Raw genomic sequence first — 18,702 nt, forward strand, 5'->3', positions numbered from 1 at the left:
CCCCGCTACGCTTGAATCTTCCAGAATCAGCCTTATCTATAAGGTCATCTCAGGCAGGTTTCTTCATAAACAGGCGCTGTCCATCGCTCCGACCTGCCCTTTAAAGGAAGGTACACCATGCGAATAGACCGTTTGACCAGCAAGCTGCAATTAGCGATATCCGATGCTCAATCCCTGGCCGTTGGCATGGACCACCCAGCCATCGAGCCCGTGCACCTGATGCAGGCACTGCTTGAACAGCAGGGCGGTTCGATCAAGCCGCTGCTGATGCAGGTTGGCTTCGACATCAACAGCCTGCGCCAGGCACTGGTGAAAGAGCTCGACCAGCTACCGAAAATCCAGAACCCCACCGGCGACGTGAACATGTCGCAGGACCTGGCACGCCTGCTTAACCAGGCCGACCGCCTCGCCCAGCAGAAGGGCGACCAGTTCATTTCCAGCGAACTGGTGTTGCTGGCTGCCATGGACGAGAACAGCAAGCTCGGCAAGCTGCTGCTGAGCCAGGGCGTGAGCAAGAAAGCCCTGGAAAACGCCATCAACAACCTGCGTGGCGGCGCGGCAGTGAATGATGCCAACGCCGAAGAGTCGCGCCAGGCGCTGGACAAGTACACCGTCGACCTCACCAAGCGTGCCGAAGAAGGCAAGCTGGACCCGGTGATTGGCCGTGACGACGAAATCCGCCGTACCGTGCAGGTGCTGCAACGCCGTACCAAGAACAACCCGGTGTTGATCGGTGAGCCTGGTGTGGGTAAAACCGCCATCGCCGAAGGCCTGGCCCAGCGCATCATCAATGGTGAAGTGCCTGATGGCCTCAAGGGCAAGCGCCTGCTGGCGCTGGACATGGGCGCGCTGATTGCCGGTGCCAAGTACCGCGGCGAGTTCGAAGAGCGCCTCAAATCGCTTTTGAACGAGCTGTCCAAGCAGGAAGGCCAGATCATCCTGTTCATCGATGAACTGCACACCATGGTCGGCGCCGGTAAAGGCGAAGGCGCCATGGACGCCGGCAACATGCTCAAGCCAGCCTTGGCGCGCGGTGAGCTGCACTGCGTCGGCGCCACCACGCTGAACGAGTACCGCCAGTACATCGAGAAGGACGCCGCCTTGGAACGCCGCTTCCAGAAGGTGTTGGTAGAGGAGCCAAGCGAGGAAGACACCATCGCGATTCTGCGTGGCCTGAAAGAGCGCTATGAAGTGCACCACAAGGTGGCCATCACCGACGGTGCCATTATCGCAGCCGCCAAGCTCAGCCACCGCTATATCACTGACCGCCAGCTGCCGGACAAGGCGATTGACCTGATTGACGAAGCGGCCAGCCGCATCCGCATGGAGATCGACTCCAAGCCGGAAGTGCTCGACCGCCTTGATCGCCGCCTGATCCAGTTGAAGGTGGAATCGCAGGCGCTGAAGAAGGAAGAAGACGAAGCGGCGAAAAAACGCCTCGAGAAGCTGACCGAAGAAATCGAGCGGTTGGAGCGTGAATATTCCGACCTGGAAGAAATCTGGGCATCGGAAAAGGCCGAAGTGCAGGGCTCTGCGCAGATCCAGCAAAAGATCGAACAGGCCCGCCAGGAACTGGAAGCCGCCCGCCGCAAAGGTGACCTGAGCCGCATGGCCGAGCTGCAGTACGGGGTAATCCCCGACCTGGAGCGCAGCCTGCAGATGGTCGACCAGCACGGCAAGACCGAAAACCAGTTGCTGCGCAACAAGGTGACTGAGGAAGAAATTGCCGAAGTGGTGTCGAAGTGGACCGGCATCCCTGTGTCCAAGATGCTGGAAGGCGAGCGCGAGAAGCTGCTGAAAATGGAAGCGCTGCTGCACCAGCGCGTGATCGGCCAGAACGAGGCGGTGACCGCCGTGGCCAACGCCGTGCGCCGCTCGCGTGCCGGGCTGTCCGACCCGAGCCGGCCAAGCGGTTCGTTCCTGTTCCTCGGCCCCACCGGTGTGGGCAAGACCGAGCTGTGCAAGGCGCTGGCCGAGTTCCTGTTCGACACCGAAGAGGCGATGGTGCGTATCGACATGTCCGAGTTCATGGAGAAACACTCCGTGGCTCGCCTGATCGGTGCACCACCAGGGTATGTAGGGTATGAAGAGGGCGGTTACCTGACCGAGGCCGTACGGCGCAAGCCATACTCGGTGGTGCTGCTGGATGAGGTGGAGAAAGCCCACCCGGATGTGTTCAACGTGCTGCTGCAGGTGCTGGAAGACGGCCGCCTGACCGACAGCCACGGGCGCACCGTGGACTTCCGCAACACGGTGATCGTGATGACCTCCAACCTGGGCTCGGCGCAGATCCAGGAACTGGTAGGCGACCGCGAGGCACAGCGTGCGGCGGTGATGGATGCAGTGGGCGCGCATTTCCGTCCGGAGTTCATCAACCGTATCGACGAAGTGGTGGTGTTCGAGCCACTGGGCCGCGAGCAGATCGCCGGCATTACCGAGATCCAGCTGGGCCGCCTGCGCAGCCGTCTGCTGGAGCGCGAACTGTCGCTGAGCCTGAGCCCGGAGGCCCTGGACAAGCTGATTGCCGTGGGTTACGACCCGGTGTACGGCGCACGGCCGCTGAAGCGGGCTATCCAGCGCTGGATCGAAAACCCGCTGGCGCAGCTGATTTTGGCTGGCCAGTTTGTGCCGGGTACGTCGATTACCGCCACAGTGGAAGGCGACGAAATCGTCTTTGGGTAATGTGTTTCACCATCAGCCCCGCTTTTGCGGGGCTTTTTTTTGCTTTCTCACAGGCGTTGTGGGGCCCCTGTGGCAGCGGGTTTACCCGCGAAGAGGCCGGCACAGCCCAGTAAAATCGGGGCTTTCGGGGAATTCAGGATAACTTGCTGAAATTTTTGAAATTTTTGCTTGCATCAAAATTCGAGTGACCCTAATATACGCCGCGTTGTCAGGCACTAAGCGAATCACCAGCAACATCGGTGACCGCAAAACAACTTACAAATCAGTAAGTTGAATGAAAAAAAGTGGTTGACAAGCAAAACGAAGAATGTAGAATAGCCGGCCTCAGCAGCGACAAAGCGAAAGCTAAGAAGCTAAAGAGTCCGAAGCGAACACAGCCTTCGAAGTAGCAAATCGGTAAGTTGTACCGAAGTTCAGTTCCGCGATAGCTCAGTCGGTAGAGCAAATGACTGTTAATCATTGGGTCCCTGGTTCGAGTCCAGGTCGCGGAGCCATCTCGGGGTGTAGCGCAGTCCGGTAGCGCGCCTGCTTTGGGAGCAGGATGTCAGGAGTTCGAATCCCCTCACCCCGACCATTTTCCGGGTCGTTAGCTCAGTTGGTAGAGCAGTTGGCTTTTAACCAATTGGTCGTAGGTTCGAATCCTACACGACCCACCATGTAAAGAAGGGCATCTCCAAGAGATGCCCTTTTTTTTGAAAGACCCGGGGTGTAGCGCAGTCCGGTAGCGCGCCTGCTTTGGGAGCAGGATGTCAGGAGTTCGAATCCCCTCACCCCGACCATTTTAGGGTCGTTAGCTCAGTTGGTAGAGCAGTTGGCTTTTAACCAATTGGTCGTAGGTTCGAATCCTACACGACCCACCATGAATAAAGGGCATCTCGAAAGAGATGCCCTTTTTCTTTTGCCTCAATTTAACCCACCTCTTACCGCAACACGGGCCCTTGTGGGAGCAGCCTTGTGCTGCGAAAGGGCCGGTACGGCAAAAGATTTTCTCTGCTGGTAATGGCCTCTTCGCAGCACAAGGCTGCTCCTACAGGTCAGTGCATTGCCTGCAGGAGCGAGTGCCTGTCAGTGCAGCTTCAGGCGCGGCTCGGTACCCCGGCCTATCTTGCTACCCAGCATCATCAACGCCGTGCGGAAGAACCCGTACAACGCCATCTGGTGCATGCGGTACAGCGACACGTAGAACATCCGCGCCAGCCAGCCTTCCAGCTTCACGCTGCCCATCAGGTTACCCATCAGGTTGCCCACCGCAGAGAACCGCGACAGCGACACCAGCGAGCCGTAGTCCTTGTACTCGTAGGTCGGCAGCGTCTTGTTCTCCAGGCGCGCCTTCAGGCTTTGCGCCAGCATCGAAGCCTGCTGGTGTGCCGCCTGGGCACGCGGCGGCACATTGCGGTCGCTGCCCGGTTGCGGGCAGGCAGCGCAGTCACCGAAGGCGAAGATGTTGTCGTCGCGGGTGGTCTGCAGGGTAGGGCGCACCACCAGCTGGTTGATGCGGTTGGTTTCCAGCCCATCGATGTCCTTCAGGAAGCCCGGCGCACGGATACCCGCCGCCCACACTTTCAGGCTGGCCTGGATCACCTCGCCGTCCTTGGTTTTCAGGCCGTCCTCGGTCACTTCACTGACAGCCGCGTTGGTCATCACCTTCACCCCGAGTTTTTCCAGGGTCTTGTGCACCGGCACGCTGATGCGCTCCGGCAGCGCCGGCAGCACGCGTGGGCCTGCCTCGATGATGGTGATGTGCATGTCCTTGGGCTGGATGCGGTCCAGGCCATAGGCCGCCAGTTCGTGGGCGGCGTGGTGCAGCTCGGCCGCCAGTTCCACACCGGTGGCACCGGCGCCGACGATCGCTACGCTGATCTGCTCGCTAGCCACGTCGCCGGCATGGGCGCGCAGGTAGTGGTTGAGCAACTGCTGGTGGAAGCGCTCAGCCTGCTTGCGCGTGTCGAGGAACAGGCAGTGCTGCGCCGCGCCCAAGGTGCCGAAGTCGTTGGTGTTGGAACCCACGGCAATGACCAGCGTGTCGTAGCCCAGGGTGCGCGCAGGCAACAGCTCGCGGCCCTCGTCATCGAGGGTGGCGGCCAGTTGAATCTGCTTGCCCTCACGGTCCAGGCCGCTCATGCGCCCCAGCTGGAAGTTGAAGTGGTTCCACTTGGCCTGGGCCACGTAGTTCAGTTCGTCTTCCGAAGAGTTCAGCGAGCCGGCGGCCACTTCGTGCAGCAGTGGCTTCCAGATGTGCGTGAGGTTGGCGTCGACCAGGGTGATTTCGGCCTGCTTGCGCTTGCCCAGGCTTTTACCCAGGCGGGTCGCCAGTTCCAGGCCGCCGGCGCCGCCGCCGACAATCACGATGCGATGAGTCATGGGGATATCTCATAAGGTTTACGGAATTCGTGGCCCTTTGGGCCGGCCGCAAACTGCACGAGGGGAGGGCGAGCGCGAAGCAGCTCATAGCACCAGTCCACTCAGCAGGCGGCTGATGAGACCCAACCCGATGGTCACGGCCACCACCAGCACAAGGAGCAGCCACGGCCGGAATGGCCTGCGCTCGACTTGGTGCTGGGGGGCTCGCAGATACTCATCGACACGACGCTGATCTTCCGGGTTCAGGCGGCTGGTCATGGTGGGCCTCGTCAGGTAGACGTTTGTGACTGCGCAAACGCTACAGCGTTCGTGCAGGCGCTTTGAAACAAATGATAATGCTTTCTATCTCTGGCGCCGAGTGTACGCCATCGCAAACACTCGCTGCACTGGATCAAAGACTGATGCCCACATCAAAAACAATGCTGCGCCCCAGGTTGCCACGCAGGAAGTCTGGCGCGTCGGGGTGGGCGAACAGCACCCGGGCAAACGTCGGCCCCACCAGCGACAACGAGCGCCAGCCTTGGCGCAGGTATTCGGTGGGCGGCGGGAAGTGGGTGTTGAGGTCGAGCACTTCGCGCTTGAGGCTGGAGAAGGCGATGATGTCCAGCTCGTTCAGCTCCAGCCCGCGTTCCCGGTAGTTGTGCGCTTTCTTGCGCAAGGTCGGCGCCAGGCGCGCCAGCAGCTCGGTGGCACTGATGCGCCGCGGACGCGCTTCACGGCGCACCAGTTGTGCCAGGGAAAACGCACTGCGCCGGCGCTGCAGCTCTTCGCGCCACTCATCGTTCAGCCGACGCCCCTCGTCGAGCACGAAAAACACCTCGAAGGCCGCATCGCGGAACAGCACATCGGGCGGCTCTTGCCCGGCCGGGGTGAAGTCCTCGCTGCGGTAGGGGATGTTCAACCCCTGCAACAGACGCTGGCACACCCAACGCTCCCGCTCCCACTTGCGGGCGTTGGAGAGAAAGGCGTTAGCTTGTTCGGCCTGGATGGTAAGCAGGCGCAGGTAGTCTGAGTCATCCATGCAGACAAGCTTAGCCGCTAATCGATGACGGTAAGATGCTGTTTAAGCGTGGGAATCAGCCCAGTACCGACAACGCTTGCACAGGTGCGCCCGATTTCTTCGGGCTTGACCGATGCTTCCTGGATCGAATGAGGGCACTAATCCACCGCAGCCGAAGGAAAGGGAGAATGGGTGTAGACTCGATCTTATCCACATGGCTGCAAAGGGTATTGTTCAGGTGATCAGCGCGCAGGTGTTGTCCGGCACCACCCTTACTCTTGGCTGGCTGGGTTTTGTGCCGTTGCTGATCTGGGCGGTAAGCCGGGTTCGCTGGGTTGAACTGTTCACCGACCGGCGCCGCCAGCATTTGCTGTTTGGCACGGTGTTCTGCCTGTTCGCGCTGTGGCTGGTGAGGCGCGATTTTGATACCGGGGTGTCGTACCACTTTATTGGCATGACCGCAGTCACCCTGTTGCTGGACTGGCCGCTGGCGGTGCTGGGCGGGTTCATGGCCCAGCTTGGCTTGCTGGCGCTAGGGCGACAGGACCTGGCGGCGCTGGGGGTGAACGGCTTGTTGCTGATTGGTTTGCCGGTGCTCATTACCGAGGTGTGCGCGATAGTGGTCGAGCGCGCCCAGCCGCGAAACCTGTTCGTTTATATCTTCTGTTCGGGGTTCTTCCCGGCAGCGCTCACCGTGCTGGTTTGCGTACCGGCGGCGCTAGGGTTGTTGTGGCTGGACGGGCGTTTTGCCCTGCCGGAGTGGCTCAGCGACTTTGTCGGCTACCTGTGGCTGATGATGTTCCCCGAGGCGTTCATCAACGGCATGGTGATCAGTGCGCTGGTGGTGTTTTGCCCGGAATGGCTGGAAACCTTCAACCGCACACGGTATCTGCAGGCGCCCTGGAAGGACGATGAGCGGTGATCATACGGCGGCTCTGCCATCATATCTAAAACCTGACGCGGTCTCTGTGGGAGGGCCCTTTCGCGACACAAGGCCCCTCCCGCAGGCCGGCACAGCCGCCTTGCAATCAGCTCAGTGCCGCGGCTCCAGGTCCCCCGAATACAGCTCATCTTCGGACTCTTCCGACCCCGCAATCTTGTGCTCCTCGGCTGCCCAGGCCCCCAGGTCGATCAGTTTGCAGCGGTCCGAACAAAACGGCCGGAACGCGCTTTTCTCGGCCCATTCCACAGGTGCGCCACAAGTAGGGCAATCGACGGTCAACGGCTGGCTCATGGCTGGCCTCCTTTCAAAGTCAGGTAAAAGTGGTGCAGGCGGTCAATCTGCTCATGCAGCGCGGCCAAATCGCCGTCGTTGACCACCACATCATCGGCATGGCGCAGGCGGTCTTCACGGGCCAGCTGGGCCTGCAGAATCGCCTGCACCTGTTCGGCACTGGTGTTGTCCCGCGCCAAGGTACGGGCTATTTGCAGTTCCTGCGGCGCATCGATCACCAGCACGCGCTGGGTCTTGTGGTACTGGCCCGATTCGATCAGCAGCGGCGACACGTACACCGCATACGGCGACTGCGCCTTGGCCAGGTAGCTGAAAATCTCTTGCCCGATCAGCGGGTGCAGCAGTTGCTCCAGCCATTTGCGCTGCGCCGGGTCGGCGAAGATCAGCTGGCGCAGGGCGGCGCGATCAAGCTGGCCGTCCGCCTGCAACACACCCGGGCCGAAGCGCTCGACGATGTTGGCCAGGGCCGGGCGGCCAGGTTCGACAACCCAGCGCGCCGCCTGGTCGGCGTCGACCAGGTGCACGCCAAGCTCGACAAAGCGCTCGGCAGCAGCGCTCTTGCCGCTACCAATGCCGCCGGTCAGGCCGAGAATCCAGGGGGTAAAGGCTGCAGTGGCCATCAGTATCCAAGCAGTTGCATGTAAGAGGCGTATATTTCATCACCCCAGAGCACAGCAATCCACCCCGCAATCGCCAGATAAGGGCCAAACGGTATCGCCGTGCCCATCGCATGCCGGCGCAAACGCAGCAGGCACAGGCCAACCAGCGCCCCCACCACCGACGACAGCAGCAGCGTCAACGGCAGCACCTGCCAACCGCCCCAGGCCCCGATCAGCGCCATCAGCTTGAAGTCGCCGTAGCCCATGCCTTCCTTGCCGGTGACCAGCTTGAACACCCAGTACACCGCCCACAGGCTGAGGTACCCGGCCACCGCACCCCACAACGCGTCGGCCAGTGGCACATACAGGCCAAAGGCGTTCACGATCAGCCCAAGCCACAGCATCGGCAGCACCAGCACATCCGGCAACAGCTGGTGGTCCGCATCGATCAGGCTCAGGGCCAGCAGGCACCACGTGAGCGGCAGTGCCAGCAACGCCTCGACCGAAGCGCCAAAACGCCAGGCCACCACCAGCGACAGCAGCGCGCTAGCTATCTCGACCAGCGGGTAGCGCGGGCTGATACGCGCTTTGCAGGCTGAGCACCGCCCGCGCAACGCCAGGTAGCTGAGCACCGGAATGTTCTCCCACGCACGAATCTGATGCGCGCATTGCGGGCAGCGGGATGCCGGCAGGCACAGGTCGAACCGTTCGTGTTGCGCAAGCGGCAGCCCCAATACCTCCTGCGCCTCACGCTGCCACTGGCGCTCCAGCATGATCGGCAGGCGATACACCAGCACGTTGAGAAAGCTGCCCACCAGCAAGCCGAGCACCGTGGCCAAGGTGAGGAAGTACGCCGGCTGCTCAGCCAGCAAAGTCCATAAAGTCATGTTCAGATCAAACTACCCAACTGGAAGATTGGCAGGTACATCGCCACCACCAGGCCACCCACCAGCAGGCCCAGGATCAGCACGATGGCCGGCTCCAGCAGGCTGGTCAACTGGTCCAGCGCCTGGCTGACCTGTTCCTCGTAATGGCTGGCGGCTTTTTCCAGCATCTGGTCCAGCGTGCCACTGGACTCTCCGATGGCGGTCAGCTGCACCAGCAGCGGTGGGAACAGCAACTCGCCCGCCATCGCCTGGTTCAGCCCTTGCCCATTGGCCATGCCCTGGCGCAGCCGCAACACCGCCTGCTCATGCAGCTCGCCCCCCATCACCCTGGCCACCGTGCCCAGCGCATCCAGCAACGGCACCCCGGCGCCGTACGACGTTGCCAGGCTACGCGCAAACCGCGCCAGCGCCGCCTCCCTCAGCAACTTGCCGAACACCGGCAAGCCCAGCACCCGCCGAGATATCCACAGGCGCGCTGGCGCATGCTGCCGATACAGCTGGCGCACGGCCAAACCCAGCACCACCCCCATCACCAGCAACAGCGGCGCAAACCGGCTCAGCCCTGTGGACAAGTCGATCACCCACTGGGTAAATGCCGGCAACGCCGCGCCCATGCCCGAGAATATGCTCTCGAATTTCGGGATCACCTCCAGCAACAATATCGCCGACACCCCCAACCCCGTCAGCAACAGCAGCAGCGGATAGACCATCGCCTTGCGCACCTTCTTGTGCAGCGCCCGGTGCTGTTCCAGCATGCCCGCCAGCTGCTCCAGCTGCCGGTCCAGCGTGCCGGACTGCTCACCTACCCGCACCAGGTTGCAGTACAACGCATCAAACCATGCCGGGTGACGCTGCAACGCATCCGCCAGCCCCAGGCCCGAGGCCACATCCTGCTTCAATCTACTCAGCAACGCCGCCTGCGCCGCATCGCAACCACTGCGCCCCATCACCTCGAACGCCTGCAACAGCGGCACCCCGGCCTTGAGCAAGGTCGCCAACTGCCGGCTGAACCCCGCCGGGTCCGCCTTCACCCGCCGCTTCGGCAAACTGAACGCCAGCCCGCTGGCCGGCCGCAGACTGGCCACTGTTATGCCTTGGCGAATCAGCCCGGCGCGCACATAAGCCGGGCTGCGCCCAGGCGTTTGGCCGCTGACCGGCGTGCCGTTGGCGTCGGTGCCGTGCCAGCGGTAAAGCAGTGAAGTTGAAGTCATTCAAAGGTCCTTTTTCTGCCCCGGCGACAAGCCTGGAAACAGCTTGCCGCGTCCATGCAAGGGCGCGCGTCCGTGATGCTCACTAGAGTAGTTCAGCGAAGATGACGCCCAAGCGGGCAGGGGTGACAAAAGGTGTCTGTTCAGGCCTACTGCGCCGCTGCCGGTTGGGGCGCAACCCACCTCAATGTGTAAGCGAATCAAAAAGGAAAGATGTTCATGAAAGGGCAACGCGGTATCACCCTGATCGAACTGATGATCGTTGTCGCGATCATCGGCATTCTGGCGACCATCGCCTTACCGATGTACACCAACCACCAGGCACGCTCCAAGGCCGCGGCCGGGCTGCTGGAGATCAGCGCGCTGAAGACGGCGATGGACCTGCGGTTGAATGACGGGAAAGACGTAGCGGCCGTGGCCGAACTGGGTGGCCAGCCGGCGACCGCGCATTGTGCGATCACCGCTAGCGGCAAGGCGGCAGATGGCAGCGGCAGCATTGCTTGCACGCTGGTGGATGCGCCGGCCAACGTGCTGGGCAAGGCACTGACCCTGACCCGTTCGGCCAGCGGCTGGGCGTGCACCACCGACATCGAGGAAGACCTGGCGCCCAAGGGGTGCAAGGGGGCTTGAGGGCAGGGCAATAAACCAGCGGAAACAGGGGTTTGCGTTGCGGGTGTGAGCAGTGGTACGTTGCGCTACACGCCGGTGTAGCTCAGTCGGTAGAGCAGCGCACTCGTAACGCGAAGGTCGCAGGTTCGATTCCTGTCTCCGGCACCAGAATCAGTTGGCCTATGGCGATTTCTCGCTACGTGGCACCAATAGAAGCCCGCCTTGTGCGGGCTTTTTTGTTCCCGCTTTTTTCCCGCGGATCTGCGTGTTTTTGACTTAATGGTTCGCAGTTTTCCACTTAGGGGTGTACGTGTTTTTAGATAATGGTTAGCTGTCGATCAGGTTTTGGCCAGTGTTTACGGGGTTAGAGCCGAAATTTTTCTAGATAATGATTTTCCCGTTTAGAGATAATTTTGAGATGCCCCAGTTTTCTCACCACGACCTGCAGCTACTGAACCCATCCTTCGACTCGCCGCTGGTTGACGTTCTGGCCGAGGTCGAATTTCTGCGCAGGCGGAGGCTGGAAGGGGACACTCCACCTCGCTACGCCTGGATCCTCGAACTGCTAGGCGAGGCCCTGGTCCAGCGCGATGAAATGCTGGAATGCGAACACAACCCGCAATTGAGCTTTCGCAACACGGCCGGTATCCATCAGGCAATTCGGATTATCAGCCGGCTGGCCAGTGAGCAGTGTGGGAAGGTGATGGAGCAGAACGGCCATGAGTTGGAGGGATAGGGGAGGTCGTTGATGAGTGGTGGGCCAGATGTCGGGGTGGCAACTGGCTCCTTCTGTTGAAGGCCGATGGTGGGTAATTCCTGCCAGGCCGGGGTATGGGGCTGCTGCGCAGCCCATCGCAGGCAAGCCAGCTCCCACACCGGCCGCATTGAACTCATGCCTTGTGTACTACCGGGGGTATGGGGTAGCAAGAGGCGGTCGTTTCCCCGTCATGGTCAAGAAAAGGAAATCACCCTGTCCAACCACCACTGGAATGACTGGGCCGGCGGGTTGACGCTAGTCCTTCAGGCAATCGTTTATATCCCGCTGCTTTACATCCTCCTGATGCCATGGCTTTGCCTGGCGCTGGTCAAGCTTGGGAGGATTCCTTTCTTGCCGGGGTTTTCCAGTCAATGGCCTCGACCGGGTGGCTGGTTGCTTCTGGGCTTGCGGGCCTGGTAGTACTGTTTGTTGTGGTTCGTAGCTTGCCCCGATGATTTACCGGTAGCTAGCTGCTCCCAGTTCCATCCAACATCGAGAATACATCGCTATGGAAAGCACTTTCGCCCAAGTCAAAGACCGGCTGCACAATCGTCGTTTTGCAGTCGCCAACAATTCCCAGGGCCTGTCTGGCACTGGCACGGTTTTCCATTACCAGGTCGATGGTGTTGCGATCACCAGCACCTACCAGGGTGGCCGGATTCGGACCGGCCATCAGGTGGGTCGAGTAACTGGCCCCGATACCATCGAGCTGCTTTACCACTGCATCACTAACGACGGCGAAATGCTCGCCGGTTGGTCACGTGGCAGGGTCATGGTCGATGATGCGGGGCGTACTACGCTCCATTTCGTATGGGGTTGGTTGTCGGGGGCTCAGGGTGGTGGGGAGTCAAACTACGTTGAAATCGAAGCGGCGGACGCTCTGATCAATTAAGGGAGGGTCGGTCATGAGCCCAGGCATGTAAGTAGAAATGCAGAAGTCGTCCGTATGGTTAGCAGCTGCTTCGGCGCCGTTCGTACATTATTCAGAGAAGTTTCCTACAACTTCCATAGTTGCCCGGCCAAGCAATGTGAGGCTAAATCTCTGCGTCACGGTAAATCCCGTGACCGGGCGTAGGAACCCGTTGGTAAACTTGGCGCATGCACTAGGCGCCCCTGCACCACAGCTGGCGCTTTTTTTGTGTCTGCCGTGCTGTGTCATGGCGGCTGTGTGTGGGCAGGCTTCGGCCTGGCCGGGTTTCCAAGTTTCCCGGTATTCCTACCCCGCACACAGCTGCCACCCAATCCCGTAGGAAGGATCGTGGCAGCTCCAACTAAAACTTGGAGCCTCATGCATGCTTACCTCAAGTCCAAGCAGGACCCTCGCATCCGTTCTCCTCCGTCGTTCCTCGACGACCCTCAGCTATTTCACCGTTAGCCAATCCCGCTTCGTCTCCGCCCAACCGGAGGCACGCCATGACTGATCAAGAACGCCTCTCCACCATCCAAAGCTACGCCTGGACCCTCGAACTACTAGGCGAGGCCCTGGTCCAGCATGACGAAATGCTGGAATGCGAACACAACCCGCAACTGAGCTTCCGCAACACTGCCGGCATTCACCAAGCGATCCGGATCATCAGTCGATTGGCCAGTGAGCAGTGTGGGAAGGTGATGGAGCAGAGTGGTCAGGCCCCGGCTGATTAGGCTGGGCCTTTACTGATCGGCGCTTCCTGCGCAGTGCGCCGCCGGCTAGCCGTTGAGCAGGCATCACGGTGGGTGGCACGGGCTGCGCCCGCTCCCACAGGGATCGTGTCAGGTCTCAGGAGTTGAGCTGGGCAGCTGTCGTACACCCGGTGTTCGGTGTGGAGGTATAGATTACTGGGGCTGCTTTGCAGCCCTTTCGCGACACAAGGCCGCTCCTGGAAATGACCACTTTGGGGCGGGTTGGGATATCTTTACAGGCATGGTAAATGGGGCTCATGCCTTGTGTACTAACGGCGGTATGGGGTACCAAGAGGCGGATGACTCCCCGTCACGTTCAAGATAAGGAAATCACCATGTCCAACCACCACTGGAATGACTGGGCCGGCGGATTGACGCTAGTCCTTCAGGCAATCGTTTATATCCCGCTGCTTTACATCCTCCTGATGCCATGGCTTTGCCTGGCGCTGGTCAAGCTTGGGAGGGTTCCTTTCTTCCCGGGGTTTTTCCAGGCAATGGCCTCGACCGGGTGGCTGGTTGCTTCTGGGCTTGTGGGCCTGGTAGTACTGTTTGTTGTGGTTCGTCCCTTGGTCCGTTGATTTACCGGTACGAGGAAGGTGCTTTTGGAACCGTGTTGTTCACTGTTCGTAAGTCTTCAGGGCGAGGGTAAGCATTTGATGAATGTGCGCCCGCAAGGCAAGCGGCTCCAGCACCTCGATGTCGGCAGCATTTGCCATCAGAAACAACCGTAGCCCCTGGGTATCGCGAACCTTGCAGGTCAGCAGCCATTTGTCGCCGTCCTGCAGCAGCTTCTGGTTTTTATCCAGCGGGTTTTCAGCAAGGCGGTTGTACAGGTTCTGGCTAAGCCGAAGGCGGGTTTTTTGCGCAGGGGAGTGGATGGTCACCAGGTCTTTCTGGGCTTCGTCTGCGTGAATATCGTAACCCTCCGGGTCGTCGATAATCCGCTTGCCCGGCTCTACCTTGGTAATCCTGTGCAGCATCAGCGCGCAGAGTGTATTGGGCCCGTTGCTGCTGTACTTGCCTCGTGGCACGTCGGGCGCGGGTGCCTTACCCAGCCAGTGCTCTTCGGTGACATAGGCAGACAGGTAGATATTGGAATCCTGGTGGGACAGGCCCAGTGGTTTGAGCTGGTAGACACACTCGACCCCGTCGGCATTACGCGGGCGGTACCAGACTTCAAGGGCTTCGTTATCGAGGATGGCCATCTGTATCTGCTTGAGGTGTTGGGCTTTGTACTTGCCCGGCTGTAGCTGGGTAAACCGCGTACCTGAAGTAATACGCTTGGTGAAGTTCAGCTTGCGCACCGAGCCGTCCTGCATCACCAGTTCCGTATAGTCGCGCAAGCCCTTCAACTCATCGGTGGCTGATTGCAGGCCGAACCGTTCGGCATGCTGGAAAACCGCCCAGAGTGACATGGCGTCTGAAGGTGAAAGCACCAGCGAGTGGCTGCGGCCCACCGCAGACCAGAGCAACCCTCGTTTATCTTCTGGGTCCGTTTGCGACTGAACGTAGTTCAGCTCCTCCAGCGCCTTCAAATCCCTGATGGTGGTTTTATCACGTTGGTCATCAGCAGCATCCCCATGGCGCCCAACCCAGGCAACCAGCTTCGCGTGCACGTCTGCGGTGGAGAGAGGCTTACCCGCTGCATGAAGGATTTGCCGCAGATAGTCACGGCGATGGGCAAGATTGATCATTTTTTTTGAATCCGGACAAGAAGTGTCCCTATTGGAGTTCAAGATGTTCTTCGTTGGCAAGGCAACGACCTTGATCACGGTATTCCCGCGTCCTGCGTCGAGGATGCAGCAGAGATAAAGAGGGCATCGCGATGAGCGACATCGATAAGGTGAAAGCACTGATTGTTCAACACGCGGCCGGCGGCATCAGTGCTCCGGAACTGTTCCTGCGGCTAATGCCACAGGGTGCCCATCTGGCGGGAATTGAAATTCAGATGACCCTGTTCGCACTCCAGGAAGAGGGCCGCCTTTACGGCCAGGAAGTAGAAGGCCAATGGTGGTACACGAGCATCGATCAGAACGACCCTGCCAGCGCAACGCCGGAATACAGCCCTCAGTTTGCAGAACGCATCATTGCTGCATCCTGTGGAGCGTTTCAAGAGATCGACGCAGACGATCTGATCAAACAACTTGATGACATGATCGCTCAAGCGCGACGTGGCCAAACCGATACCCAGTAAGCGCCTGTCACCGGGCAACTGTCAGCCAACCAAGGAAGTACACACTATGGTCAGCACTGATGTGACCTCTGCCATTATCAACGCCAAGCCTGGCATCCAGAAATACCTGGCCCTGATGGACCAAGTGGAAACGGTGGATGTTTCGACCGACGCAGTGTTCCAGCGCATGTACAACGGGTTTTACCGCGTGCAGCGGCGTGAACGCTCCTGGTATGGCGCCTACTACCAGTTGATGCAGCAAATGAAGGGCGCGCAGCCTACGTTTGGCGACGTGCTCGATCAGATGTACGAAGCCACCGGCCGTTACGAGCCTTCGTTCTCCAGCAAGCTGGTTGCGACGTTGAACCCTGGCAAACCGGTCTGGGATATTCATGTGCTGCGCAACATCAACCAGAAGGCGCCGGCCTACTATTCGCGCAAAAAAATCGAGGACGCCAAGGGCTGCTACGCAAAGATGGAAGACTGGTACCAGGCCTTCCTCGCATCCAGCCAGGGCGCCAGCTGGATTGACCAGTTCAACCAACTGACCCCAGAGCACAACAAGCTGACCGACCTGAAGAAAGTGGATTTCATTCTCTGGCAGATGCGCGGTTAATACCCCGTTTGATCCCCGGGCAGGGCAGGCCAGTGTCCCGTTAGTTGCCGGCCATCAGCCTTTGGGTGGCCTTTTCGCCTCGGCAGGCAATACTTCTCTCTATACGCAGGCGTGTTCCTGGTGGCGCGCGCCGCTGGGAGGTGTCAGGTGAACAAACTTTCAATCGTGGGCGCCGGCTTGGTCGGCGAGGCGGCGGCGCAGATCATCGCGCGGGACGAGTTGTGCCGTGAGCTGGTGCTGATGGACGTGCAGGGTGAGCTGGCGCAGGGCAAGGCGCTGGACGTGTGGCAGGCAGCCGTGGAATCAGGCTCCGATACCCGGGTTTACGGCGGGGGCAAAGCCGACATGCTGGACGGCTCCGAGCTGGTGGTAATTACCGCAGGCGTGCCGCGCAAGCCCGGCCAGTCTCGCCAGGATGTACTGAGCATCAACCTGCCAATCCTCGACAGCATCATGGCCGACATCCAGCACCATGCGCCGGCAGCCACGGTGCTGGTGGTGTCCAACCCGGTCGACGTGCTCACCTACCGCGCCTGGAGCGTCAGCGGCCTTGGGCGGGACAAGGTGTTCGGGCAAGCGGGGGTGCTGGATACCGCGCGCATGAAGTGTTTCATCGCCGAACAAACCGGGTTTTCTGCCCGGGATATCACCGCGCTGGTGCTGGGCGGCCATGGCGACAGCATGGTGCCGCTGATGCGCTACTGCCAGATCGGCTCGGTGCCGCTGTCGCACTTCCTGTCCAGCGAGCAGATCGAACAGATTGTCGAGCGCACCCGTAAGGGCGGCGGTGAGATTCTGGGGTTGAAGAAGACGGGGAGCGCCTGCGATGCACCGGGCGTGGCCATTGCGCAGATGGTCGATGCGATCGCCAATGGGCGGAACCGTATTTTGCCGGCGGTGGCGATTCTCGAGGGCGAGTATGGGCGAACGGATATCGCCATGGGTGTGCCCTGCGTACTGGCAGAGAAGGGGCTTGAGCGGATTATCGAGTTGCCGCTGGATGCGCAGGAACAGGCGATGTTCGACCACTCTGCAGACCAGGTGGTGAGGGATATTGCCGAGATGAAAGCTTTGTGAGCAGCAAAGCGGCTTCAGTTAACGCAGTAGATGCGGGAGCGCCCTGGTGGCGCTCCTGCGCGTCGTGCCTGCGTAGATGATTTCGCAGGGGCCGTGTGCAGCCCTCAGCGCTGATAAGCCTTGCCAAAATGCCGTTCCAGCCGCGCCTGCAGCAGTTCCAGCAGTATCGACAGCACCCAGTAGATCACGGCGGCGGTGGTCAGCATTTCCAGGTAGCGATAGCTCGAACGCCCATACGACTGCGCCAGAAACATCACCTCCCAAACCCCCATCACGGAAATCAGCGACGAGTCCTTGAGCATCGAGATGAACTGGTTGGCGGTGGGCGGAATGATCATCCGCATGGCCTGGGGCAGGATGATGTGGCAGAAGATCTGCGGCGTGCGCATGCCCAGCGCCAATGCTGCTTCACGTTGCCCACGGGCCACGCCGAGGATGCCGGCGCGGAAGATCTCGCTCAGGTAGGCCCCGTAGTTCAGCGACAAGGCAATGATGCCGGCGCTGATGGCGCCGGGTACCAGGCCCACCTGCGGCAGCCCCAGGTAGATCAGCAGAATCTGGATCAGCAGCGGCGTGCCACGGAAGAACGAGGTGTAGAAGCTGGCCACACCCACCAGTACCGCGCTGTTGGATAACCGTGCCAGCGCGGCGGCAAAGCCGAGCAGCACGGATACCACCATCGAGCACAGGCACAGGAACAGGGTCAGTGCGGCGCCTTGCAGAAAACCATTGGGCCCCAGCTTGAAACCGGCCAGGTTGGGAAACTTCTCCAGAATGATGGCGAACTTCAGGTCAAAGCTGAGGAAGAAGGCGACAAACAGCCCGAACAGCGCCAGCCAGGTCAGCAGTAACCGGGTGCGAAAGCCGAACAGGCCGGCGCCCGCAGGCTTTGCCACGGGCTTGGGGGAGGGGGGGAAGGTGCTCATTTGCTGATGTCGGCGCCAATCCATTTCTGCGACAGCTTGGCCAAGGTGCCATCAGCCTTCAGCTCGGCGAACACCTGGCGTACCTTGGCATCCCACTCAGGGTCGCCTTTTTCGATGGCTACCGCGTTGGGCTCTTCATACAGCGGCGCGCCGGCCAGCTTGAAGCGCTTGTCTTGCTGCAGGCGCGGCTGCGCGGTCACCAGGTTGGTAATGATGGCGTCCAGGCGCACGCCAGTGCCCAGGCCCAAGTCCTGGAAGGCGACGTTGTCAGTGTCGTAGGGCGCAGCCTGCACGAAGTCGAACGGGTAATCGATCTTCTGGTCTTCCTTGCCTTCAATGACCAGGTTCTTGTTCAGGTAGCTTTCGTAGCTCGATGCACTGATCGAACCCACCTTGCGGCCTTCCAGGTCTTTGGCGCCATGGATGCGCTCATCCGAGGCATTGACCACGATCACGGCGGGCGATGCGTAGTACTCCACGGGGAAGTCGAACACCTCGGCGCGCGCCTTGCTTGGGGTCATCGAGCAAATGCAGATGTCGTAGCGCCCGCTCCAGCGGCCAGCGGCAATCACGTCCCAGGACGGTGTTTCCAGGCGCAGTTTGACGCCGAGCTTGTCGGCCACTGCCTTGGCCACGTCCACGTCGTAACCGTCGAGCTGGTTGTGGTCATTGAGGAAGGAAAACGGCGGGTAGCTTTCCATCAGCACGTTGACCATTTCCTTGCGCGATTCAACCCGCTCCAACGTGGCGCCAGCAAAGGCTTGGGTGGCAGTTGCGAGCAGTACAAGGCCCGCACCCAGCAGAGAAGAAAATCGCATGTACATACCTGATATGTTGGGCAAATGGGTGATAGGGTATTTAATAGTTATAACCCTAATCCCCATAATGAATTTTATTCATAAGAACCTTCAGAG

20 protein-coding genes, 6 tRNA genes and 1 pseudogene are annotated in these 18,702 nt (G+C 60.2%); 17 read left to right on the plus strand and 10 right to left on the minus strand.

Annotated features, from left to right (window positions below; all coding sequences use genetic code 11):
* The first annotated feature begins 117 nt into the window (after positions 1–117).
* The 6 genes from clpB to SB756_RS09205 all read left to right on the plus strand — a co-directional run bounded on the left by clpB (position 118) and on the right by SB756_RS09205 (position 3,542).
* Positions 118–2,682: an ATP-dependent chaperone ClpB gene (clpB, locus tag SB756_RS09180; RefSeq protein ID WP_016501583.1), complete on the plus strand. Its 2,565-nt coding sequence runs from the start codon at positions 118–120 to the stop codon at positions 2,680–2,682.
* A gap of 418 nt (positions 2,683–3,100) precedes the next feature.
* Positions 3,101–3,176, plus strand: a tRNA-Asn gene (locus SB756_RS09185).
* 3 nt (positions 3,177–3,179) lie between these two features.
* Positions 3,180–3,256: transfer RNA gene (locus SB756_RS09190), tRNA-Pro, on the plus strand.
* Positions 3,257–3,262: 6 nt separating this feature from the next.
* Positions 3,263–3,338, plus strand: a tRNA-Lys gene (locus SB756_RS09195).
* Positions 3,339–3,384: 46 nt separating this feature from the next.
* Positions 3,385–3,461, plus strand: a tRNA-Pro gene (locus tag SB756_RS09200).
* A 5-nt stretch (positions 3,462–3,466) separates the two neighbouring features.
* Positions 3,467–3,542 (plus strand) — tRNA-Lys (locus SB756_RS09205).
* Positions 3,543–3,747: 205 nt separating this feature from the next.
* Here the strand turns inward: SB756_RS09205 and SB756_RS09210 are convergent.
* From SB756_RS09210 to SB756_RS09220, 3 genes are all read right to left on the minus strand, one after another.
* Positions 3,748–5,043: an NAD(P)/FAD-dependent oxidoreductase gene (locus SB756_RS09210; protein ID WP_234229745.1), complete on the minus strand. Its 1,296-nt coding sequence runs from the start codon at positions 5,041–5,043 to the stop codon at positions 3,748–3,750.
* A gap of 84 nt (positions 5,044–5,127) precedes the next feature.
* The gene (locus SB756_RS09215) at positions 5,128–5,301 is read right to left on the minus strand and encodes a DUF3094 family protein (protein ID WP_013970765.1); all 174 of its coding nucleotides are present in this window, start codon (positions 5,299–5,301) and stop codon (positions 5,128–5,130) included.
* Between the two features lie 133 nt (positions 5,302–5,434).
* Complete coding sequence (locus SB756_RS09220) at positions 5,435–6,064, minus strand: DUF1780 domain-containing protein (RefSeq protein WP_016501581.1); 630 nt, start codon at positions 6,062–6,064, stop codon at positions 5,435–5,437.
* A gap of 193 nt (positions 6,065–6,257) precedes the next feature.
* Here SB756_RS09220 and SB756_RS09225 point away from each other — a divergent pair, with 193 nt between their 5' ends.
* Positions 6,258–6,965, plus strand: coding sequence for an energy-coupling factor ABC transporter permease (locus SB756_RS09225; RefSeq protein ID WP_016501580.1), 708 nt, complete (start codon positions 6,258–6,260; stop codon positions 6,963–6,965).
* 111 nt (positions 6,966–7,076) lie between these two features.
* On the opposite strand, the gene yacG is transcribed toward SB756_RS09225, so the two are convergent.
* The 4 genes from yacG to SB756_RS09245 are packed head-to-tail and all read right to left on the minus strand — an operon-like array spanning position 7,077 to position 9,974.
* A complete protein-coding gene (yacG, locus tag SB756_RS09230) occupies positions 7,077–7,277 on the minus strand; it encodes a DNA gyrase inhibitor YacG (RefSeq protein ID WP_016501579.1) in 201 nt (66 codons plus the stop codon).
* The gene (gene coaE, locus SB756_RS09235; RefSeq protein ID WP_410910720.1) at positions 7,274–7,897 is read right to left on the minus strand and encodes a dephospho-CoA kinase; all 624 of its coding nucleotides are present in this window, start codon (positions 7,895–7,897) and stop codon (positions 7,274–7,276) included. Before coaE ends, yacG begins: the two co-directional genes overlap by 4 nt.
* Positions 7,897–8,763 carry a prepilin peptidase gene (locus SB756_RS09240; RefSeq protein ID WP_410910721.1) on the minus strand — a complete coding sequence of 289 codons (867 nt, stop codon included), beginning with the start codon at positions 8,761–8,763 and terminating at the stop codon, positions 7,897–7,899. Before SB756_RS09240 ends, coaE begins: the two co-directional genes overlap by 1 nt.
* Positions 8,764–8,765: 2 nt before the next feature.
* On the minus strand, positions 8,766–9,974 hold the full coding sequence (locus SB756_RS09245; RefSeq protein ID WP_410910722.1) for a type II secretion system F family protein: 1,209 nt from the start codon (positions 9,972–9,974) through the stop codon (positions 8,766–8,768).
* 216 nt (positions 9,975–10,190) lie between these two features.
* On the opposite strand from SB756_RS09245, the gene SB756_RS09250 reads away from it, so the two are divergent.
* The 7 genes and pseudogenes from SB756_RS09250 (at position 10,191) to SB756_RS09280 (ending at position 13,574) form a co-directional block, all read left to right on the plus strand.
* Positions 10,191–10,601: a pilin gene (locus SB756_RS09250; protein ID WP_016484801.1), complete on the plus strand. Its 411-nt coding sequence runs from the start codon at positions 10,191–10,193 to the stop codon at positions 10,599–10,601.
* A 71-nt stretch (positions 10,602–10,672) separates the two neighbouring features.
* A tRNA-Thr gene (locus SB756_RS09255) sits at positions 10,673–10,748 on the plus strand.
* Positions 10,749–10,998: 250 nt separating this feature from the next.
* Positions 10,999–11,160 (plus strand): annotated as a pseudogene (locus SB756_RS09260) (Fic family protein); the annotation flags it as partial.
* Positions 11,134–11,316, plus strand: coding sequence for a hypothetical protein (locus tag SB756_RS09265; RefSeq protein WP_410910852.1), 183 nt, complete (start codon positions 11,134–11,136; stop codon positions 11,314–11,316). The pseudogene SB756_RS09260 and the gene SB756_RS09265, both read left to right, overlap by 27 nt.
* A gap of 529 nt (positions 11,317–11,845) precedes the next feature.
* Entirely contained in the window at positions 11,846–12,229 is a 384-nt protein-coding gene (locus SB756_RS09270; RefSeq protein WP_340622720.1) for a hypothetical protein, read from the plus strand.
* Positions 12,230–12,750: 521 nt separating this feature from the next.
* Positions 12,751–12,978, plus strand: coding sequence for a hypothetical protein (locus SB756_RS09275; RefSeq protein ID WP_049278030.1), 228 nt, complete (start codon positions 12,751–12,753; stop codon positions 12,976–12,978).
* A gap of 353 nt (positions 12,979–13,331) precedes the next feature.
* Complete coding sequence (locus tag SB756_RS09280; protein WP_016501565.1) at positions 13,332–13,574, plus strand: hypothetical protein; 243 nt, start codon at positions 13,332–13,334, stop codon at positions 13,572–13,574.
* Between the two features lie 39 nt (positions 13,575–13,613).
* Here the strand turns inward: SB756_RS09280 and SB756_RS09285 are convergent, their stop codons facing one another.
* The gene (locus SB756_RS09285) at positions 13,614–14,768 is read right to left on the minus strand and encodes a helix-turn-helix transcriptional regulator (protein ID WP_410910723.1); all 1,155 of its coding nucleotides are present in this window, start codon (positions 14,766–14,768) and stop codon (positions 13,614–13,616) included.
* 53 nt (positions 14,769–14,821) lie between these two features.
* On the opposite strand from SB756_RS09285, the gene SB756_RS09290 reads away from it, so the two are divergent.
* From SB756_RS09290 to SB756_RS09300, 3 genes are all read left to right on the plus strand, one after another.
* Complete coding sequence (locus SB756_RS09290; protein WP_410910724.1) at positions 14,822–15,190, plus strand: hypothetical protein; 369 nt, start codon at positions 14,822–14,824, stop codon at positions 15,188–15,190.
* Between the two features lie 46 nt (positions 15,191–15,236).
* The gene (locus tag SB756_RS09295) at positions 15,237–15,785 is read left to right on the plus strand and encodes a hypothetical protein (RefSeq protein WP_410910725.1); all 549 of its coding nucleotides are present in this window, start codon (positions 15,237–15,239) and stop codon (positions 15,783–15,785) included.
* Positions 15,786–15,932: 147 nt separating this feature from the next.
* Entirely contained in the window at positions 15,933–16,862 is a 930-nt protein-coding gene (locus SB756_RS09300; protein ID WP_410910726.1) for a malate dehydrogenase, read from the plus strand.
* 104 nt (positions 16,863–16,966) lie between these two features.
* On the opposite strand, the gene SB756_RS09305 is transcribed toward SB756_RS09300, so the two are convergent.
* Both SB756_RS09305 and SB756_RS09310 read right to left on the minus strand, forming a co-directional pair.
* Positions 16,967–17,788 (minus strand): amino acid ABC transporter permease, encoded by an 822-nt coding sequence (locus SB756_RS09305; RefSeq protein WP_410910727.1) that lies wholly within the window; start codon positions 17,786–17,788, stop codon positions 16,967–16,969.
* Positions 17,785–18,606 (minus strand): ABC transporter substrate-binding protein, encoded by an 822-nt coding sequence (locus SB756_RS09310; RefSeq protein WP_341797505.1) that lies wholly within the window; start codon positions 18,604–18,606, stop codon positions 17,785–17,787. Before SB756_RS09310 ends, SB756_RS09305 begins: the two co-directional genes overlap by 4 nt.
* Positions 18,607–18,702 lie beyond the last annotated feature (96 nt).

The sequence above is a fragment of the Pseudomonas sp. SIMBA_068 genome, assembly GCF_046534705.1.
Taxonomy (GTDB): Bacteria; Pseudomonadota; Gammaproteobacteria; order Pseudomonadales; family Pseudomonadaceae; genus Aquipseudomonas; species Aquipseudomonas putida.